Here is a 16,911-nt window from a genome sequence, read left to right as displayed (position 1 = left end):
TGCAGAAAAGATGATCGGTATTACTGACCCGGCGTGGCCGGGATGACACTAACTCAGCCATACCTTCCAGGCAGCATCAGCCAATCGCGCCCAGCGTATCTTCCTGACCCTGTTTCTTCGGCAGCAGGAACAGCGTCGCCGCAATATCCAGCAGATAAATCAGCGCCAGCAGGGTAATCGCCGCCGTAAACGAGAACTGGCTCGCCAGCAGACCAATCACTACCGGGCCGAAGCCACCCACGCCACGCCCAAGGTTGAACAGGACATTTTGCGCGGTGGCACGCACCTGCGGCGGGAAGGTATCGGAAATCAGCGCGCCGTAGCCGCCAATCATGCCGTTAACAAACATTCCCATGATCGCACCGGTAAATAACATGATGTTCGGGTCGCGCAGCTGCGCATACACCACCACCATCACGACGGCACCAAACTGATAGAGCAGGAAGATTTTCCAGCGCGCAAAGCGGTCGGCCAGCACGCCAAACAGCCAGATGCCAAAGGTCATCCCGACCACCGTTACCGCAGTCCAGAGGCCGGATTTCGTCAGACTGAAGCCAAAGCTGGAGGAGAGGTAGCTCGGCATCCAGATCATCAGCCCGTAGTAACCAAAGTTCTGCACGGAACAAAGGATAAAAATACCGAGACTGGCTTTGGCGGTCGCGCGGTCGCGCACCAGCAGCTTCAGGCGCGCCGGAAACGAGAGCGACGGCACATGTTTAACCTGCCGTTGAAACGCCTCTGGTTCGCCCATGCCGCGACGAATAGCAAACGAGACCAGCGCCGGTAATAATCCGACCAGGAACATGCCGCGCCAGCCGATGATATTCAGCAGCGGCGGCGTGATAAAGGCTGCCATCAGCACGCCGAGCTGCCAGCCGATACCGACCCACGCTGATGCGCGGTTACGCTTCTCAGCAGGCCAGGCTTCGGCAATCAGCGCCATGCCAATACCGAATTCGCCACCCAGGCCCACACCCGCCAGCGTTCGCCAGGCGAGCAGGTCCCAGTAGCCCTGCGCCACCGCGCACAGCCCGGTAAAGACCGAGAAGACCAGAATCGTGACGGTGAGCATGCGGATGCGACCATAGCGGTCGCTGAGATGACCAAATACGATGCCACCGATAACCGCGCCAATCAGCGTCCAGGTCACCAGCGATCCCGCCTGTGAGGGATTGAGCGCCAGCGAAACACTGATCGCCGGCAGCATAAAGCCGAGTATCAGCAGGTCAAATCCATCCATGGCATAACCGCTGACCGCAGCCAGCATCGCTTTGCCCGGCGTGACGCCCGGCTTAGATTGGGGAGAAGGGGACATCGTTGCGCACCTCATAAAGAAAAGTGCCGCAATTATAAGGAGAGTTCAGGATGTGACCAATTGAAAAGGCGTATCCCTGCGCCACTCAGGCACAGGGATAAGATTACTCAGGAAGGGCGGTTGCTGCCATCGTCACCTGACAATAATTCATCGAGCCGGTCTCCACCAACGTGACGGAAATCCTGACCTTTGACGAAATAGAAGATAATTTCGCAGATGTTCTGGCAGCGATCGCCAATACGCTCAATCGCGCGGGCGCAGAACAATGCTGTCAGCACGCTGGGAATGGTGCGCGGATCTTCCATCATGTAGGTCATCAATTGGCGCACAATACCTTCGTACTCTTTATCCACCTTTTTGTCTTCGCGGTAGATGGTGATCGCCTCATTGAGATCCATCCGCGCGAAAGCGTCCAGCACATCATGCAGCATCTGCACGGTGTGACGACCCAGCGACTCAAGGCTCACTAGCAGCGGAAGATGCTGCTGACCAAATTTCTCCAGCGCCGTGCGGCTGATCTTCTCTGCCACGTCGCCAATGCGCTCCAGCTCGGAAATGGTTTTGATAATCGCCATCACCAGCCGCAAATCGATCGCGGTTGGCTGACGTTTGGCGATGATGCGCACGCAGGCTTCATCAATCTCCACTTCCATCATATTGACCTTCTGGTCGCCGTCGATCACCCGCTGCGCCAGTTCACCATCCAGATTATGCATGGCGGTAATCGCATCGGTCAGTTGCTGCTCGACCATGCCGCCCATGATCATTACCTGGGTTCGGATATGCTCCAGTTCGGCATTGAACTGACCGGAGATGTGCTTATTCAGATTCAGATTATCCATGTCGATCTCCTGTCAGATCAGCCGTAGCGGCCAGTAATGTAGTCTTCGGTTTGCTTCTGCGCGGGCTTGGTGAACAGCGTGTCGGTGTCGCTGAACTCAATCAGTTCGCCCAGATACATGAAAGCAGTATGGTCAGAGCAGCGTGCCGCCTGCTGCATATTGTGCGTCACGATCACCACGGTATAGTCCTGCTTCAGCTCGGTGATCAGCTCTTCAATGCGGCCGGTGGAAATGGGATCCAGTGCGGAGCAGGGCTCATCCAGCAGTAAGACTTCCGGCCGAATCGCGATGCCACGCGCAATGCACAGACGCTGCTGCTGGCCGCCGGAGAGACTGTAACCGCTCTGATGCAGCTTGTCTTTGGTTTCATTCCACAGCGCTGCTTTGGTCAGCGCCCACTGTACGCGCTCATCCATATCGGCACGCGATAGCTTTTCAAACAGGCGCACGCCAAAGGCGATATTGTCATAAATTGACATCGGGAACGGCGTAGGCTTCTGGAATACCATGCCGACGCGCGCGCGCAGCAGCGCGATATCCTGCTGTGTCGCCAGAATGTTTTCACCATCCAGCAGAATGTCCCCTTCGGCCCGCTGCTCTGGATAGAGCGAGTACATCTTATTGAAGGTACGCAGCAGGGTCGACTTACCACAGCCCGACGGGCCGATAAACGCGGTGACCTGATTCTTAGCGATATCCAGGTTAATGTTCTTTAGCGCATGAAACTTACCGTAATAGAAGTTCAGATTACGAACCTGAATTTTATCGGCTGTTGCTGTCGCGATACTCATCATTCATCTCTCTTATACGGCGCCGCTCAGGGCCGCGCCGGAAGTTAACCGTGTTTACCTTTGGCGAAAATCACCCGCGCCACAATGTTCAGCAGCAGCACGCAGAGGGTAATGATCAGCACACCTGCCCAGGCCAGGCTCTGCCATTCGGCGAACGGGCTCATGGCAAACTTAAAGATGGTGACCGGCAGGTTTGCCAGCGGCTGCATCATGTCGGTGCTCCAGAACTGGTTCGACAGCGCCGTAAACAGCAGCGGCGCCGTTTCCCCTGCGATGCGGGCAATCGCCAGCAGCACGCCGGTGATGATGCCGGAGACCGAGGCTTTCAGGGTGATGGCCGAGATCATCTTCCACTTCGGTGTGCCAAGCGCATAAGCCGCTTCACGCATGCTATCTGGCACCAGCCGCAGCATATTTTCGGTAGTACGAATCACAATCGGCACCTGCAGCAGTGCCAGCGCAATCACCCCGGCCCAGCCGGAGAAGTGCTGCATCTGCGACACCACCAGGGTGTAGACGAACAGGCCGACCACAATGGAGGGGGCTGAAAGCAGAATGTCGTTAATAAAGCGGATCACTTCTGACAGGGCAGACTTGCGCCCATATTCCGCCAGATAGATCCCAGCCATGATGCCCAGCGGTGTGCCGAAAAAGGTCGACCAGAAAATCAGCAATCCACTGCCGGCCAGGGCGTTCGCCAGACCGCCGCCTGCGGTATTTGGCGGTGGCGTTGATTCGGTGAACAGGGACCAGGAGAGTCCATCCACACCGCGCGTGACGGTGGTGAACAGTATCCACACCAACCAGAACAGACCAAACGCCATGGTCAGCAGCGACAGCGTCAGCGCAATTTTATTTTTCGTGCTGCGCCAGGACTGCATTTTACGACGTGATGCGTCCAGTTCGGCGCGCGCCTGAATTTCAATCGTGGTCATGAGCGCGTTCCTTCACTTTTCTGCAGTCGCATAATCATCAGCTTTGAAATCGCCAGCACGATAAAGGTAATCACAAACAGGATCAGGCCCAGCTCCATCAGCGCGGCGACATGCACGCCCGACTCCGCTTCCGCAAACTCGTTGGCCAGCGCCGAGGTGATGCTGTTACCCGGCATAAACAGCGATGGGCTGTCGAGCTGGTAGGTGTTGCCGATAATAAAGGTCACTGCCATGGTCTCACCCAGCGCACGACCCAGCCCCAGCATCACGCCACCAATCACACCATTTTTGGTAAATGGCAGGACGATGCGCCAGATCACTTCCCAGGTGGTGCAGCCGATGCCGTAGGCTGACTCTTTCATCATCACCGGGGTCTGCTCAAAGACGTCGCGCATCACCGAGGCAATGTACGGGATGATCATGATCGCCAGAATCACTCCCGCCGCGAGGATACCGATACCGAAAGCGGGGCCGGAGAAGAGTTCGCCAACAATCGGAATACCCGACATCACGTCGTTAACCGGCGTCTGGAAATATTCGGCAAACAGTGGCGCGAAGACAAACAGGCCCCACATGCCGTAAACGATACTCGGGATAGCTGCCAGTAGCTCAATGGCGGTGCCCAGCGGGCGACGCAGCCAGCCTGGCGCGAGTTCAGTCAGGAACAGCGCAATACCAAAACTCACTGGCACGGCGATAATCAGGGCGATGATGGAGGTCACAAGGGTGCCGTAAATCGGAACCAGTGCGCCAAATTGTTCGTTGGGCGCATCCCAGGTTTTGGTCCACAAAAAGGCGAAACCAAACTTCTGGATGCTGGGCCACGAGGAGATGATCAGGGAGACAATAATGCCGCCCATCAGTAACAGCACAATCAGCGCAGCCAGCCTGACCAGCGCGCCAAAAATTCTGTCACCTTGTTTGCCTGGGGCTTTGAATGCCGGCTTCGTTGCAGCCATAGAAGTCTCAGTCTTCAGAAGTTATCAGGGCGGCATGAGCCGCCCGCTGGGTCTGACCGGACCGCTGTCCGGCCAGGGTCGGTCAATTACTGATAAAGCGCTTTACCAGAACTGTCTTTGATATTGGCTTTCCAGGCGGCGCGAATCTGCTCGGTCACGCTCTCTGGCAGCGCAGCATAATCCAGCGCTGTGGCGGTTTTGCTGCCGCTTTTGTAAGCCCAGTCGAAGAACTTCAGCACTTCAGCGCCCTTAGCCGCATTCGCTTGATCTTTATAGATCAGAATGAAGGTGGTTGAGGAGATTGGCCAGGCATCCGCGCCCTTCTGGAAGGTCAGATCCTGCGCAAAAGACTTGCTCCAGTCAGCGCCTTTCGCGGCATTACTGAAGCTGGTCTCGCTTGGTGCAACCGCTTTACCATCGGCATTGATCAGTTTGGTGTAGGTCAGGTTGTTCTGTTTGGCGTAGGCATATTCCACGTAGCCGATAGAACCCGGCAGACGCTGAACAAACGCGGCGACGCCGTCGTTGCCTTTACCGCCCAGACCCACCGGCCAGTTAACGGTATTACCTTTACCAATTTTGCTGTTCCAGTCCGGGTTCACTTTCGCCAGGTAACTGGTGAAGACGAATGAGGTGCCTGAACCATCAGCACGACGCACCACGTTGATGTTGGTCTCTGGCAGTTTTACGCCCGGGTTGAGTCTGGCGATCGCCGGGTCGTTCCACTTTTTGATGGTGCCGAGGTAGATATCACCGACGGTTTTACCATCCAGCGTCAGCTGGCCTGACTTGATGCCTGGCAGGTTAACCGCCAGCACCACACCACCGATCACGGTAGGGAACTGGAAAAGGCCATTTTTCTGCAGATCTTCATCTTTCATTGGCGCATCGGACGCACCGAAATCAACGGTTTTGGCGATGATCTGTTTTACGCCGCCAGATGAACCGATGCCCTGGTAGTTAATTTTGCTACCGGTGGCTTGCTGATATTCTGCTGCCCACTTGGCATAAACCGGCGCCGGGAACGTCCCGCCTGCACCAGTGAGATCGGTGGCCGCAAAAGCAGATACCGCGCTTACAGCGAAGGTGGTGGCGAGGATTCGGGCTACGGTGCTACGCATCAGTGTCATATTCCCTCCAGGGGAGAAAAGTCAGGCTAGGGGCCGTTTTAGTAAGAGTCTGTGATTGCTGCAGGAGGGAAAATAGGACAGTTTGATGACAGTGAAATGTACGAAATGTGACAGTTATATGACAGAGGGCCAGAATGAAGTGGGCCCGCGACGGGGCCCACCAGGTTATTCCACGGTAACCGATTTTGCCAGGTTGCGTGGCTGATCGACGTCGGTGCCTTTAATTAGGGCAACGTGATAGGAGAGTAACTGCAACGGCACGGTGTAGAAGATCGGCGCAATCACCTCTTCAACATGCGGCAACGGGATAATCTTCATCCCGTCACTGTCGCTAAAGCCTGCATCCTGATCGGCGAACACATAGAGCAGACCGCCGCGTGCACGCACCTCTTCGATGTTGGATTTGAGCTTCTCCAGCAGTTCGTTGTTAGGTGCCACTACGATCACCGGCATGTCCGCATCAATCAGCGCCAGCGGGCCATGTTTCAGCTCGCCTGCGGCGTAAGCCTCCGCATGAATGTAGGAGATCTCCTTGAGCTTCAGCGCCCCTTCCATGGCAATCGGGTATTGATCGCCACGACCCAGGAACAGCGCGTGATGCTTGTCAGAGAAGCCTTCTGCCAGATTCTCAATCAGCTTATCCTGCGCCAGCATCTGCTCAATCCGGTTCGGCAACGCCTGCAGGGCATGAACGATCTCATGCTCAGTCTCCGCAGACATGCCTTTCAGACGTCCCAGTTTCGCCACCAGCATCAGCAGCACCGCTAACTGGGTGGTAAACGCTTTGGTAGAGGCGACGCCGATTTCGGTGCCCGCTTTGGTCATCAGTGCCAGGTCAGATTCCCGCACCAGTGACGAACCCGCCACGTTACAGACGGCCAGCGACCCCAGGTAGCCCAGCTCTTTCGAGAGACGCAGTGCTGCCAGAGTATCCGCCGTTTCACCCGACTGCGACAGGGTGATCAGCAGGCTGTTTTTGCGTACCGCTGACTTGCGATAGCGGAACTCAGAGGCGATCTCCACGTCACAGGGGATATTTGCCAGCGACTCAAACCAGTAGCGTGACACCATGCCGGAATTATAAGAGGTGCCGCAGGCGATAATCTGGATATGCTCCACCTGACTCAGCATCGCTTCAGCGCCCGCGCCCAGCTCGCTGAGGTCAACCTGTCCCTGGCTGAACCGACCGCTCAGAGTGCTTTTCAGCGCCATCGGCTGTTCGTAGATCTCTTTCTGCATGTAATGACGGTAAATGCCTTTGTCACCGGCATCATATTGCAGGTTCGACTCGATTTCAGCACGCGTCACGGTGTTGCCTTCACGGTCGATTACCGTGACATCACGACGGCTGATCTCGGCGATATCACCCTCTTCCAGATAGATGAACCGGCGGGTCACCGGCAGCAGAGCCAGCTGATCTGAGGCGATAAAGTTTTCACCCATGCCACGGCCAATCACCAGCGGGCTGCCGGAACGGGCGGCCACCAGCAGTGACGGATCGCGGCTGTCCATGATGACCATGCCATAGGCACCGCGCAGCTGTGGGATTACGCGCAATACGACTTCGCGCAGCGAACCGCCCTGCTTCTGCTCCCAGTGAACCAGATGCGCCACCACTTCGGTGTCGGTTTCAGAGACAAAGACGTAGCCGCGTTCAATCAGCTCAGCGCGCAGCGGCTCATGGTTTTCAATGATGCCGTTGTGCACGATGATGATGTGCTCTGAGACGTGCGGATGCGCATTCGCTTCCGACGGCTCGCCATGGGTTGCCCAGCGCGTGTGCGCGATACCGGTGCCACCAATCAGCGGCTGCTGTTCAGCAGCTTCCGCCAGTTTCTGCACTTTCCCTAACCGCCGCAGGCGCGTGACGTGCCCCTGACGATCGACCACGGCCAGACCGGCCGAATCATATCCGCGATATTCAAGACGACGCAGACCTTCCAGCAGAATCTCTGCGATATCGCGTTGTGCTACTGCACCAACAATTCCACACATAATGATGTTTTCCTGACTACATGGCTTTTCGCCACTTCTGTTGTCATGCGACCTGATATCCGGCTTTGCCGGTTCCCCGAGCCTTGTAGAGAGTGGGGATTATAGTTTTGGCACTGCACTGCATCGGCCCGCATAAAGCGGGCCGTTAAAAATTTATTTTTTCTTCACCGGACGCTGCCAGTCCGCTTTGTGATTCTGTTCTTTACGGTTATAGACCAGACCGGCTTCGGTCACATCTTTCATGAGGGTGGTGCCTGCCGCAATGGTAGCGCCTGCCGCGACGCTGACCGGGGCCACCAGCTGCGTATCTGAGCCGACAAATACGTCATCGCCAATCACGGTTTTGAATTTATTCGCGCCATCATAGTTGCAGGTAATCGTGCCTGCACCAATGTTCACGTTGTCGCCAATCTCCGCATCACCCAGATAAGAGAGGTGACCCGCTTTCGATCCCTTGCCGAGACGCGCTTTCTTCATTTCGACGAAGTTTCCCACGTGAGCGGCGTGCGCCAGCTCGCTGCCAGGACGCAGACGGGCAAAGGGCCCGACGGTGCAGGCGGTGGAGAGATGAGCATCCTCGATCACCGTATAGGGGCTGATTTCACAGTCATCGCCAATCACGCTGTTTCTGATAATGCAGCCCGCGCCGATTTTGACGCGCGAGCCTAGCGTGACCTGGCCTTCAATAATGACGTTGGTGTCGATTTCGACATCCCGTCCATGCGTCAGCGTCCCGCGTAAATCAAACCGTGCCGGATCGCGCAGCATCACGCCGGCCAGCAGCAGTTTTTCCGCCTGTTCAGCCTGGTAAGTGCGTTCTAATGTCGCCAGCTGCAGACGGTTATTTACGCCATCGGTTTCGCTGATACGTGCCGGATGGACTGCGTTGATTACCCGACCTTCCTGATGCGCCAGCGCGATAATATCGGTGATGTAATACTCACCCTGTGCATTGTTGTTGGTGAGCTGTGACAGCCAGCGTTTTAAATCGCCGCCGTTGGCGATCAGAATACCAGTGTTGATCTCTTTAATGGTGAGCTGCGCCGGGGTGGCATCTTTCTGTTCGATAATGCCGGTGATGGTGTCGTTCTCGCGCACAATGCGGCCATAGCCGGTCGGGTCATCCAGTACCACGGTGAGTAAGCCAATGCCGCCCTGCGGTTTTGCTTCACGCAGACGCTGTAATGTCGCCTGAGTGATCAGCGGCACGTCGCCATAGAGCATCATGATATCTTCATCATCGGCGAAGGCAGGCGCGGCCTGCTGCATCGCATGGCCGGTGCCGAGCTGCTCAGCCTGCAGCACCCAGTTAAGCGTGCTGTCGGTAAGGGTCGCTTTCAGGCGGTCGCCACCGTGACCATAAACCAGATGTACCTGCTGTGCGCCCAGCCCTTTGGCGGCATCAATGACGTGCTGAACCATCGGTTTGCCTGCCAGCGTATGCAGAACTTTAGGCAGATCGGAATACATACGGGTGCCCTTGCCAGCAGCAAGAATCACCACACTCATCGCACTGTTAGACATAACTATCCTGAGTGAATTTTTACGGGTGAAAGTAAAACGGTTTGGGGTTGAGATTACTACATTTTTCTCAGGCCGAAATTAGGCGGACGGACAGATTGGCCGCCACAGGCAAAAAAAATGCCAGCCCGAGGGCTGGCATTTCGTGACGCATAAAGCTGGATTACATCGCTTTTTTGGTCAGTTCGATCACGCGCAGTTTAGCAATGGCTTTCGCCAGCTCGGCAGAGGCCTGAGCGTAGTCCACGTCGCCGTGGCTGCTGTTCATGTGCTCTTCTGCTTTGCGTTTTGCTTCCAGAGCACGCGCTTCGTCCAGATCGGTACCGCGAATCGCGGTATCGGCCAGAACGGTGCTGCTGCCCGGTTGCACTTCCAGCACGCCGCCAGAGAGGTAGATATACTCCTCTTCGCCGTGCTGTTTCACGATACGGATCATTCCAGGCTTAATGGCAGTCAGCAGCGGCGCATGGCCAGGGAAAATCCCCAGTTCACCTTCGCTACCTGACACCTGAATTTTCTGTACCAGACCAGAGAACAACTGCTCCTCTGCGCTGACCACATCCAGGTGATAAGTCATAGCCATAATCTTCCTCCCGGGAAACCGTTATTACAGTTTCTTCGCTTTTTCCACGGCTTCTTCGATGGCACCAACCATGTAGAAGGCCTGCTCTGGCAGGTGGTCAAACTCACCTTCCATGATGCCTTTAAAGCCACGGATAGTGTCTTTCAGCGTAACGTATTTACCCGGTGAACCGGTGAATACTTCCGCAACGAAGAACGGCTGAGACAGGAAGCGCTGAATCTTACGCGCACGTGCCACCAGCAGTTTGTCTTCTTCAGACAGCTCATCCATACCGAGGATGGCGATGATGTCTTTCAGTTCCTGATAACGCTGCAGCAGTGACTGAACGCCACGTGCAACATCATAGTGCTCCTGACCGACAACCAGCGGATCCAGCTGACGGCTGGTAGAGTCCAGCGGGTCAACGGCCGGGTAGATACCCAGAGAGGCGATCTGACGGCTCAGCGTTACCGTTGAGTCTAAGTGCGCAAAGGTGGTTGCTGGTGACGGGTCAGTCAGGTCATCCGCAGGGACGTAAACGGCCTGTACGGAAGTGATTGAACCGGTCTTGGTGGAGGTAATACGCTCCTGCAACACACCCATCTCTTCTGCCAGCGTTGGCTGGTAACCTACCGCAGATGGCATACGACCCAGCAGTGCAGAAACTTCTGTACCGGCCAGGGTGTAACGGTAGATGTTATCGATGAACAGCAGAACGTCGCGGCCTTCATCACGGAATTTTTCCGCCATGGTCAGACCGGTCAGTGCGACGCGCAGACGGTTACCCGGCGGCTCGTTCATCTGGCCATAGACCAGAGCAACTTTATCGATAACGTTTGAGTCAGTCATTTCGTGATAGAAGTCGTTACCCTCACGAGTACGCTCACCCACACCAGCAAACACAGAGTAACCTGAGTGTTCAGCTGCGATGTTACGGATCAGTTCCATCATGTTGACGGTTTTACCGACACCCGCACCACCGAACAGACCCACTTTACCGCCTTTGGCAAACGGACACATCAGGTCGATAACCTTGATACCGGTTTCCAGCAGTTCCTGCGAGTTAGACTGATCTTCATAAGAAGGCGCTGCGCGGTGAATAGAGGCGATCTCTACTGCGCTGCCATCTTCTTCTTTCAGCTCGCCTTTCATGTCGATAGGCTCGCCGAGAACGTTCATGATACGGCCCAGGGTCGCTTTACCGACCGGAACCTGAATCGGTTTCTGCAGGTCGTTGACGTTCAGACCACGCTTCAGGCCGTCAGACGTACCCATTGCGATGGTACGCACTACGCCGCCGCCGAGCTGCTGCTGTACTTCCAGCACCAGACGCGCATCACCATTCATTACCTCGAGGGCGCTGTACACTTGCGGTACCGCGTCCTGAGGGAATTCGACGTCAACAACGGCGCCGATAATCTGGACAATCTTTCCAGTTGCCATCTTGAATCCTCTACCTAATTCCAAACCTGGTTAAACCGCGGAGGCCCCCGAGACGATCTCGGTAAGTTCCTGGGTGATGCTGGCCTGACGAGCTTTGTTGTATACCAACTGCAGCTCTTTGATCAGATTTCCGCCGTTGTCGGTTGCGGCTTTCATCGCCACCATACGTGCAGCCTGCTCACTGGCCAGATTTTCCACCACACCCTGATAAACCTGCGATTCGACATAACGGCGCAGCAGGGTATCCAGCAGCGCTTTCGGATCGGGTTCGTACAGGTAATCCCAGGTCTTCGCCTTCATCTCTTCTTCACCTTCCGCTGGCGCTAACGGCAGCAGTTGGGTGATGGTCGGAGTCTGAGACATGGTGTTATTGAATTTGTTACTGACGATCATCAGTTTGTCGATGCGGCCTTCATCATAAGCCTGCAACATCACTTTTACCGGGCCAATCAGATCAGACAGGGCAGGTTTATCGCCCATGCCGCTGACTTGCGCCACAATGTTGCCACCCACAGCACTGAAGAATGACGCCCCTTTTGAACCGATAATCGACAGATCGCTCTGCACGCCTTTATCGGACCAGGACTTCATATCCGCCAGTAATTTTTTGAACAGGTTAATGTTCAAACCACCACAAAGCCCGCGGTCTGTAGAAACGACCAGGTAGCCGACGCGCTTGACGTCGCGCTGTTCCAGGTAAGGGTGCTTGTATTCCAGATTACCCAACGCAAGGTGACCAATCACTTTGCGCATGGTGTCTGCATACGGACGGCTGGCCGCCATGCGTTCCTGCGTTTTACGCATCTTGGAGGCGGCGACCATTTCCATCGCTTTGGTGATCTTCTGCGTGTTTTTCACGCTTCCAATCTTGCTTCGTATCTCTTTTGCGCCGGCCATTAGCTTCTCCTCAAAGCCTTGCGGCCTGCCTTTTCAGACAAGCCGCCAGACATTACCAGGACTGGGTTGCTTTAAACGTATCGATCAGGCCTTTCAGCTTCGCTTCGATATCGTTGTTAAAGTTACCCGACTGGTTGATTTCAGCCATCAGCTCAGCGTGGTCGCGATCGGCGAAGGCCAGCAGTGCAGCTTCGAAGCTGCCAATTTTTGCCAGTTCAACGTCGTTCAGGTAGCCACGCTCTGCAGCGAACAGAACCAGACCCTGCTGCGCGACAGACATCGGCGCATACTGTTTCTGCTTCAGCAGCTCGGTCACTTTCTGACCGTGGCTCAGCTGTTTGCGGGTAGCATCATCCAGATCAGAGGCGAACTGCGAGAACGCCGCCAGTTCACGATACTGTGCCAGCGCGGTACGGATACCACCGGACAGTTTCTTGATGATCTTGGTCTGTGCAGCACCACCTACGCGGGATACCGAAATACCTGGGTTAACGGCCGGACGAATACCGGAGTTAAACAGGTTCGATTCCAGGAAGATCTGACCATCAGTAATCGAGATTACGTTGGTCGGAACGAACGCAGAAACGTCGCCCGCCTGAGTTTCGATGATCGGCAGCGCGGTCAGTGAACCGGTTTTACCTGTCACTGCGCCATTAGTGAAACGTTCTACATAATCAGCGCTTACGCGTGATGCACGTTCCAGCAGACGGGAGTGGAGATAGAACACGTCGCCAGGGAACGCTTCACGGCCTGGTGGACGGCGCAGCAGCAGAGAGATTTGACGGTAAGCGATAGCCTGTTTGGAGAGGTCATCGTATACGATCAGCGCATCTTCACCACGGTCACGGAAGTATTCGCCCATCGCACAACCTGCGTACGGAGAGAGATACTGCAGTGCAGCTGATTCAGAAGCAGACGCCACAACAACGATGGTGTTCTGCAGTGCGCCATGCTCTTCCAGCTTACGAACCACGTTAGAGATGGTTGAGGCTTTCTGACCAATCGCAACGTAGACACACTTGATGCCTGAATCGCGCTGGTTGATGATCGCATCGATCGCCATCGCGGTTTTACCGGTCTGACGGTCACCGATGATCAGCTCACGCTGGCCACGGCCGATTGGAATCATCGCATCGACCGACTTATAACCGGTCTGAACCGGCTGGTCGACTGACTGACGATCGATAACGCCAGGTGCAATCACTTCGACTGGTGAGAAACCGTCGTTGTCGATTGCGCCTTTACCGTCGATTGGCGCACCCAGGGTGTTCACAACGCGGCCCAGCAGGCCGCGGCCTACCGGTACTTCAAGAATGCGGCCAGTACACTTAACCTTCATGCCTTCGGCGAGGTCAGCGTAAGGACCCATCACCACTGCACCAACCGAGTCACGCTCGAGGTTCAGGGCGATAGCGTAACGGTTACCCGGCAGGGCAATCATCTCACCCTGCATGACATCGGCCAGGCCGTGTACGCGGATGATACCGTCACTTACAGAAACAATCGTACCTTCGTTGTGAGCTTCACTCACGACATTGAACTGAGCAATGCGCTGCTTGATCAGTTCGCTGATTTCGGTGGAATTCAGTTGCATATGCTCCAGTCCCCTTAAGACTGCAAGACGTCAGCCAGACGGTCAAGACGGCCGCGTACGCTGCCATCAATAACCAGATCACCCGAACGGATGATCACGCCTGCCATCACAGACTTATCAATTTTGCAATTCAGCTTAACTTTGCGTGACAGACGTTTTTCCATCGCGGCGCTGATTTTATTCAGCTGGTCGTCACTCAGCGTACTGGCGGAGATAACATCAACTTCAGCGGTGGCTTCATGAGCGTCACGCAGTTCGATGTATTGGGCCAGTACAGCCGGAAGCGCTGTCAAACGTCCGTTTTCCGCCATCACCTTAATCAGGTTCTGCGCGGGTTCATCCAGTTGATCACCACAGACTGCGTTAAACGACGCTGCCAGCGCTTCAGGTGCTAATGCACCGGAGAGAAGATCAGCCATCTGTTCATTGCGAGCCACTTCTGCGGCAAACGCCAGCATCTGTTGCCAGCGTTCTATACTTTGATGCTCAACAGCAAAGTCAAAAGCTGCTTTGGCGTAGGGGCGAGCTACAGTAATCAGATCAGACATCAGCCCCTCCCTCCTTACAGTTCAGCGACCAGTTTATCAACGATGTCGCTGTTAGCAGCTTCATCCACGGAGCGTTCGATGATCTTCTCGGCGCCAGCCATAGCCAGCAACGCAACCTGCTTACGCAGTTCTTCACGCGCACGTTTGCGTTCGGCGTCAATTTCAGCCTGCGCTTGTGTCACGATGCGATTACGTTCGTTTTCAGCTTCGGTTTTCGCTTCGTCCAGAATCTGCGCGCGACGCTTGTTCGCTTGCTCGATAATGATCTGAGCGTCTTCTTTGGCTTTTTTCAGCTGGTCGGTCGCATTAGCCTGCGCGAGATCCAAATCTTTCTTTGCACGTTCAGCAGAAGCAAGGCCTTCAGCAATTTCTTTCTGGCGCTTTTCGATAGCAGCCATGAGCGGCGGCCATACGTACTTCATGCAGAACGCGACAAACAGGATGAACGCGATAGCCTGGCCGAGGATTGTTGCATTAATGTTCACAGCACAATGCCTCTAGATTGAGTATTTAACTTTTCTGCCGTTATCGTTGTGATAAGCGGCAGAATCCGTTCACCCCTGCACATTGTGCGCTGAGTGAACACAGGGCTTTAGGCGACAGCAAACATCACGTACAGACCCAGACCAACAGCGATCATCGGGATTGCATCCACCAGACCCATTACAACAAAGAACTGCGTACGCAGCAGAGGAATCAGGTCAGGCTGACGAGCAGCGCCTTCCAGGAATTTTCCTCCGAGGATGCCGATACCGATCGCAGCACCGATTGCCGCCAGGCCCATCATCACAGCGGCAGCCATGTACAGCAGATCCATATTCAGGTTTTCCATGACAGTCTCCAGTTTGTTTCAGTTAAATGCTCCCTTCATCTTCCGGGCTTCAGCGGAGTACGCTGCAACCCGGAATCAAGAGGGAAAGTAGTGTTGAGAAAAAAATCAATGCTCTTCAGATGCCATCGACAGATAGACAATCGTGAGGACCATGAAAATGAAAGCCTGTAGCGAAATGATCAGGATGTGGAAAATGGCCCACGGCACATTCAGCACCCACTGCGACCACCACGGCAACAGACCGGCAATAAGGATAAAGATCAGTTCACCCGCATACATGTTACCGAACAGTCGTAAACCCAGTGACACAGGCTTAGACAGAAGGCTTACACCTTCCAGAATCAGGTTGATCGGGATGAAGATCGGGTGGTTAAAAGGCTGCAGCGTCAGCTCTTTCGTGAAGCCGCCAATGCCTTTCATTTTGATGCTGTAGAACAGAATCAAAATAAATACGCCCAACGCCATAGATAGCGTGATGTTCACGTCTGCAGATGGTACGACGCGCAGCGCCGGTAACCCCAATACGTGCTCACCAATATATGGCAGCAGGTCGATTGGCAGCAGATCCATGAAGTTCATCAGGAAGACCCAGACAAAAATTGTCAGAGCCAGCGGGGCGATAAGTTTGCTCTTACCGTGATACATGTCGCGCACGTTACTATCAACGAAACCGACAACCAGTTCGATAGCCGCCTGCATTTTCCCTGGTACACCGCTGGTAGCAGACTTCGCCACGCTACGGAACAACACCAGGAAGATGATTCCCAGCACCATAGAGAAAAACATGGAATCGATATTTAATACCCAGAACGTCGCGGGAACGTCGTGCGGATTCACTAACTCGAAGGTACGCAGGTCCAACTGAAGATGAGTCAGGTGGTGACCAATGTACTCTTGCGGAGTAGAGATTTCTCCTGCAGCCATGATGCCTCTTACCCTTTGTTGTTAATTACCGCCGGTGCCAGCATTTGAACCACCAGCACCGATAACCAGGTTATTCCGACCGGCCAGAAGACCGCCCCGAACAGACCCAACGCCACAATGAGCAAAATGATGGTCGCAAACACTTTAGCAATTTCACCTAAAGCGAAGCTCCACGCGACTCGTCCCGAAGCGGGGGGTTGCCCCTGCAGGCGCCAGGCTAAAAACAAAAACAATACGTTTGGCAGCCAGGCTGCCGCTCCGCCAGCAAGAGCAGAGACACCCCAGGTGACATCTTTAACAGCAAAGAGTCCGCCGATGATGACTATCGTCACCAGCTGAATCATCAGCACCGTTCGGGCGAATTTTACACTGTAAAGAGACACTGACATGACGCTGATACTCTCCTGCCCCGTTAGGGGTATGTCGCGTGTCGTATAAGACTGCCTTTGCGCAGTTGAGTCAAGCAGCAAAAGCCGTGCAAATTATACGGGCCGCACCTGCGATTTCAATCGGTAAGTAGCGAAAAGGTGAACAATTATTTAAATTTCTTTCCGAAGGGCTATTTTTCCAAAGATTACCCTGCAGAGATTCACCCGAATCTGACTGAAAATTCACTCGCATCT

At 54.8% G+C, this 16,911-nt stretch carries 17 protein-coding genes; all 17 read right to left on the bottom strand.

Going from position 1 to position 16,911, the window contains the following annotated elements:
- Nucleotides 1-76 precede the first annotated feature (76 nt).
- Nucleotides 77-1,315 (bottom strand): MFS transporter, encoded by a 1,239-nt coding sequence (locus tag NIM72_RS12270; RefSeq protein ID WP_161733291.1) that lies wholly within the window; start codon nucleotides 1,313-1,315, stop codon nucleotides 77-79.
- 107 nt (nucleotides 1,316-1,422) lie between these two features.
- Nucleotides 1,423-2,157, bottom strand: a complete 735-nt coding sequence (phoU, locus tag NIM72_RS12265) for a phosphate signaling complex protein PhoU (RefSeq protein WP_009088225.1) — start codon at nucleotides 2,155-2,157, stop codon at nucleotides 1,423-1,425.
- 17 nt (nucleotides 2,158-2,174) lie between these two features.
- Nucleotides 2,175-2,948 (bottom strand): phosphate ABC transporter ATP-binding protein PstB, encoded by a 774-nt coding sequence (gene pstB / locus NIM72_RS12260; protein ID WP_013359568.1) that lies wholly within the window; start codon nucleotides 2,946-2,948, stop codon nucleotides 2,175-2,177.
- Nucleotides 2,949-2,992: 44 nt separating this feature from the next.
- Nucleotides 2,993-3,883 carry a phosphate ABC transporter permease PstA gene (gene pstA / locus NIM72_RS12255; protein WP_161733293.1) on the bottom strand — a complete coding sequence of 297 codons (891 nt, stop codon included), beginning with the start codon at nucleotides 3,881-3,883 and terminating at the stop codon, nucleotides 2,993-2,995.
- A complete protein-coding gene (gene pstC, locus NIM72_RS12250) occupies nucleotides 3,880-4,842 on the bottom strand; it encodes a phosphate ABC transporter permease PstC (RefSeq protein ID WP_222924810.1) in 963 nt (320 codons plus the stop codon). Before pstC ends, pstA begins: the two co-directional genes overlap by 4 nt.
- Nucleotides 4,843-4,928: 86 nt before the next feature.
- Complete coding sequence (pstS, locus tag NIM72_RS12245; RefSeq protein ID WP_253420565.1) at nucleotides 4,929-5,972, bottom strand: phosphate ABC transporter substrate-binding protein PstS; 1,044 nt, start codon at nucleotides 5,970-5,972, stop codon at nucleotides 4,929-4,931.
- A 165-nt stretch (nucleotides 5,973-6,137) separates the two neighbouring features.
- Complete coding sequence (gene glmS, locus NIM72_RS12240) at nucleotides 6,138-7,967, bottom strand: glutamine--fructose-6-phosphate transaminase (isomerizing) (RefSeq protein WP_253420562.1); 1,830 nt, start codon at nucleotides 7,965-7,967, stop codon at nucleotides 6,138-6,140.
- A 153-nt stretch (nucleotides 7,968-8,120) separates the two neighbouring features.
- A complete protein-coding gene (gene glmU / locus NIM72_RS12235; protein ID WP_161733299.1) occupies nucleotides 8,121-9,491 on the bottom strand; it encodes a bifunctional UDP-N-acetylglucosamine diphosphorylase/glucosamine-1-phosphate N-acetyltransferase GlmU in 1,371 nt (456 codons plus the stop codon).
- 160 nt (nucleotides 9,492-9,651) lie between these two features.
- Complete coding sequence (locus NIM72_RS12230; protein WP_008926374.1) at nucleotides 9,652-10,071, bottom strand: F0F1 ATP synthase subunit epsilon; 420 nt, start codon at nucleotides 10,069-10,071, stop codon at nucleotides 9,652-9,654.
- 24 nt (nucleotides 10,072-10,095) lie between these two features.
- Nucleotides 10,096-11,493: a F0F1 ATP synthase subunit beta gene (gene atpD / locus NIM72_RS12225; RefSeq protein ID WP_008926373.1), complete on the bottom strand. Its 1,398-nt coding sequence runs from the start codon at nucleotides 11,491-11,493 to the stop codon at nucleotides 10,096-10,098.
- Between the two features lie 30 nt (nucleotides 11,494-11,523).
- Nucleotides 11,524-12,390 carry a F0F1 ATP synthase subunit gamma gene (gene atpG / locus NIM72_RS12220; protein ID WP_003849534.1) on the bottom strand — a complete coding sequence of 289 codons (867 nt, stop codon included), beginning with the start codon at nucleotides 12,388-12,390 and terminating at the stop codon, nucleotides 11,524-11,526.
- Nucleotides 12,391-12,442: 52 nt separating this feature from the next.
- Nucleotides 12,443-13,984, bottom strand: coding sequence for a F0F1 ATP synthase subunit alpha (gene atpA / locus NIM72_RS12215; RefSeq protein WP_003849532.1), 1,542 nt, complete (start codon nucleotides 13,982-13,984; stop codon nucleotides 12,443-12,445).
- 14 nt (nucleotides 13,985-13,998) lie between these two features.
- Nucleotides 13,999-14,532, bottom strand: a complete 534-nt coding sequence (gene atpH / locus NIM72_RS12210) for a F0F1 ATP synthase subunit delta (RefSeq protein ID WP_003849530.1) — start codon at nucleotides 14,530-14,532, stop codon at nucleotides 13,999-14,001.
- 14 nt (nucleotides 14,533-14,546) lie between these two features.
- Nucleotides 14,547-15,017: a F0F1 ATP synthase subunit B gene (gene atpF / locus NIM72_RS12205; RefSeq protein WP_253420559.1), complete on the bottom strand. Its 471-nt coding sequence runs from the start codon at nucleotides 15,015-15,017 to the stop codon at nucleotides 14,547-14,549.
- Nucleotides 15,018-15,124: 107 nt separating this feature from the next.
- Nucleotides 15,125-15,364, bottom strand: a complete 240-nt coding sequence (gene atpE / locus NIM72_RS12200) for a F0F1 ATP synthase subunit C (protein WP_003849523.1) — start codon at nucleotides 15,362-15,364, stop codon at nucleotides 15,125-15,127.
- A 105-nt stretch (nucleotides 15,365-15,469) separates the two neighbouring features.
- Entirely contained in the window at nucleotides 15,470-16,288 is an 819-nt protein-coding gene (gene atpB, locus NIM72_RS12195) for a F0F1 ATP synthase subunit A (protein WP_161733302.1), read from the bottom strand.
- Nucleotides 16,289-16,296: 8 nt separating this feature from the next.
- Nucleotides 16,297-16,677 (bottom strand): F0F1 ATP synthase subunit I, encoded by a 381-nt coding sequence (gene atpI, locus NIM72_RS12190; RefSeq protein ID WP_013359561.1) that lies wholly within the window; start codon nucleotides 16,675-16,677, stop codon nucleotides 16,297-16,299.
- Nucleotides 16,678-16,911 lie beyond the last annotated feature (234 nt).

The sequence above is a fragment of the Pantoea sp. B550 genome (assembly GCF_024158165.1).
Taxonomy (GTDB): domain Bacteria; phylum Pseudomonadota; class Gammaproteobacteria; order Enterobacterales; family Enterobacteriaceae; genus Pantoea; species Pantoea alfalfae.
The sequence above is the reverse complement of the archived record's forward strand: the minus strand, read 5'-3'. Positions and strand labels throughout refer to the sequence as shown.

What these genes read in the sequence shown, in the direction of transcription:
- pstC (WP_222924810.1), bottom strand. Translation starts at nt 4,842, where the DNA reads ATGGCTGCAACGAAGCCGGCATTCAAAGCCCCAGGCAAACAAGGTGAC.
- pstS (WP_253420565.1), bottom strand. Translation starts at nt 5,972, where the DNA reads ATGACACTGATGCGTAGCACCGTAGCCCGAATCCTCGCCACCACCTTC.
- atpH (WP_003849530.1), bottom strand. Translation starts at nt 14,532, where the DNA reads ATGTCTGATCTGATTACTGTAGCTCGCCCCTACGCCAAAGCAGCTTTT.
- atpG (WP_003849534.1), bottom strand. Translation starts at nt 12,390, where the DNA reads ATGGCCGGCGCAAAAGAGATACGAAGCAAGATTGGAAGCGTGAAAAAC.
- NIM72_RS12230 (WP_008926374.1), bottom strand. Translation starts at nt 10,071, where the DNA reads ATGGCTATGACTTATCACCTGGATGTGGTCAGCGCAGAGGAGCAGTTG.
- phoU (WP_009088225.1), bottom strand. Translation starts at nt 2,157, where the DNA reads ATGGATAATCTGAATCTGAATAAGCACATCTCCGGTCAGTTCAATGCC.
- glmU (WP_161733299.1), bottom strand. Translation starts at nt 9,491, where the DNA reads ATGTCTAACAGTGCGATGAGTGTGGTGATTCTTGCTGCTGGCAAGGGC.
- atpD (WP_008926373.1), bottom strand. Translation starts at nt 11,493, where the DNA reads ATGGCAACTGGAAAGATTGTCCAGATTATCGGCGCCGTTGTTGACGTC.
- glmS (WP_253420562.1), bottom strand. Translation starts at nt 7,967, where the DNA reads ATGTGTGGAATTGTTGGTGCAGTAGCACAACGCGATATCGCAGAGATT.
- atpA (WP_003849532.1), bottom strand. Translation starts at nt 13,984, where the DNA reads ATGCAACTGAATTCCACCGAAATCAGCGAACTGATCAAGCAGCGCATT.
- atpE (WP_003849523.1), bottom strand. Translation starts at nt 15,364, where the DNA reads ATGGAAAACCTGAATATGGATCTGCTGTACATGGCTGCCGCTGTGATG.
- pstA (WP_161733293.1), bottom strand. Translation starts at nt 3,883, where the DNA reads ATGACCACGATTGAAATTCAGGCGCGCGCCGAACTGGACGCATCACGT.
- atpI (WP_013359561.1), bottom strand. Translation starts at nt 16,677, where the DNA reads ATGTCAGTGTCTCTTTACAGTGTAAAATTCGCCCGAACGGTGCTGATG.
- NIM72_RS12270 (WP_161733291.1), bottom strand. Translation starts at nt 1,315, where the DNA reads ATGTCCCCTTCTCCCCAATCTAAGCCGGGCGTCACGCCGGGCAAAGCG.
- pstB (WP_013359568.1), bottom strand. Translation starts at nt 2,948, where the DNA reads ATGAGTATCGCGACAGCAACAGCCGATAAAATTCAGGTTCGTAATCTG.
- atpB (WP_161733302.1), bottom strand. Translation starts at nt 16,288, where the DNA reads ATGGCTGCAGGAGAAATCTCTACTCCGCAAGAGTACATTGGTCACCAC.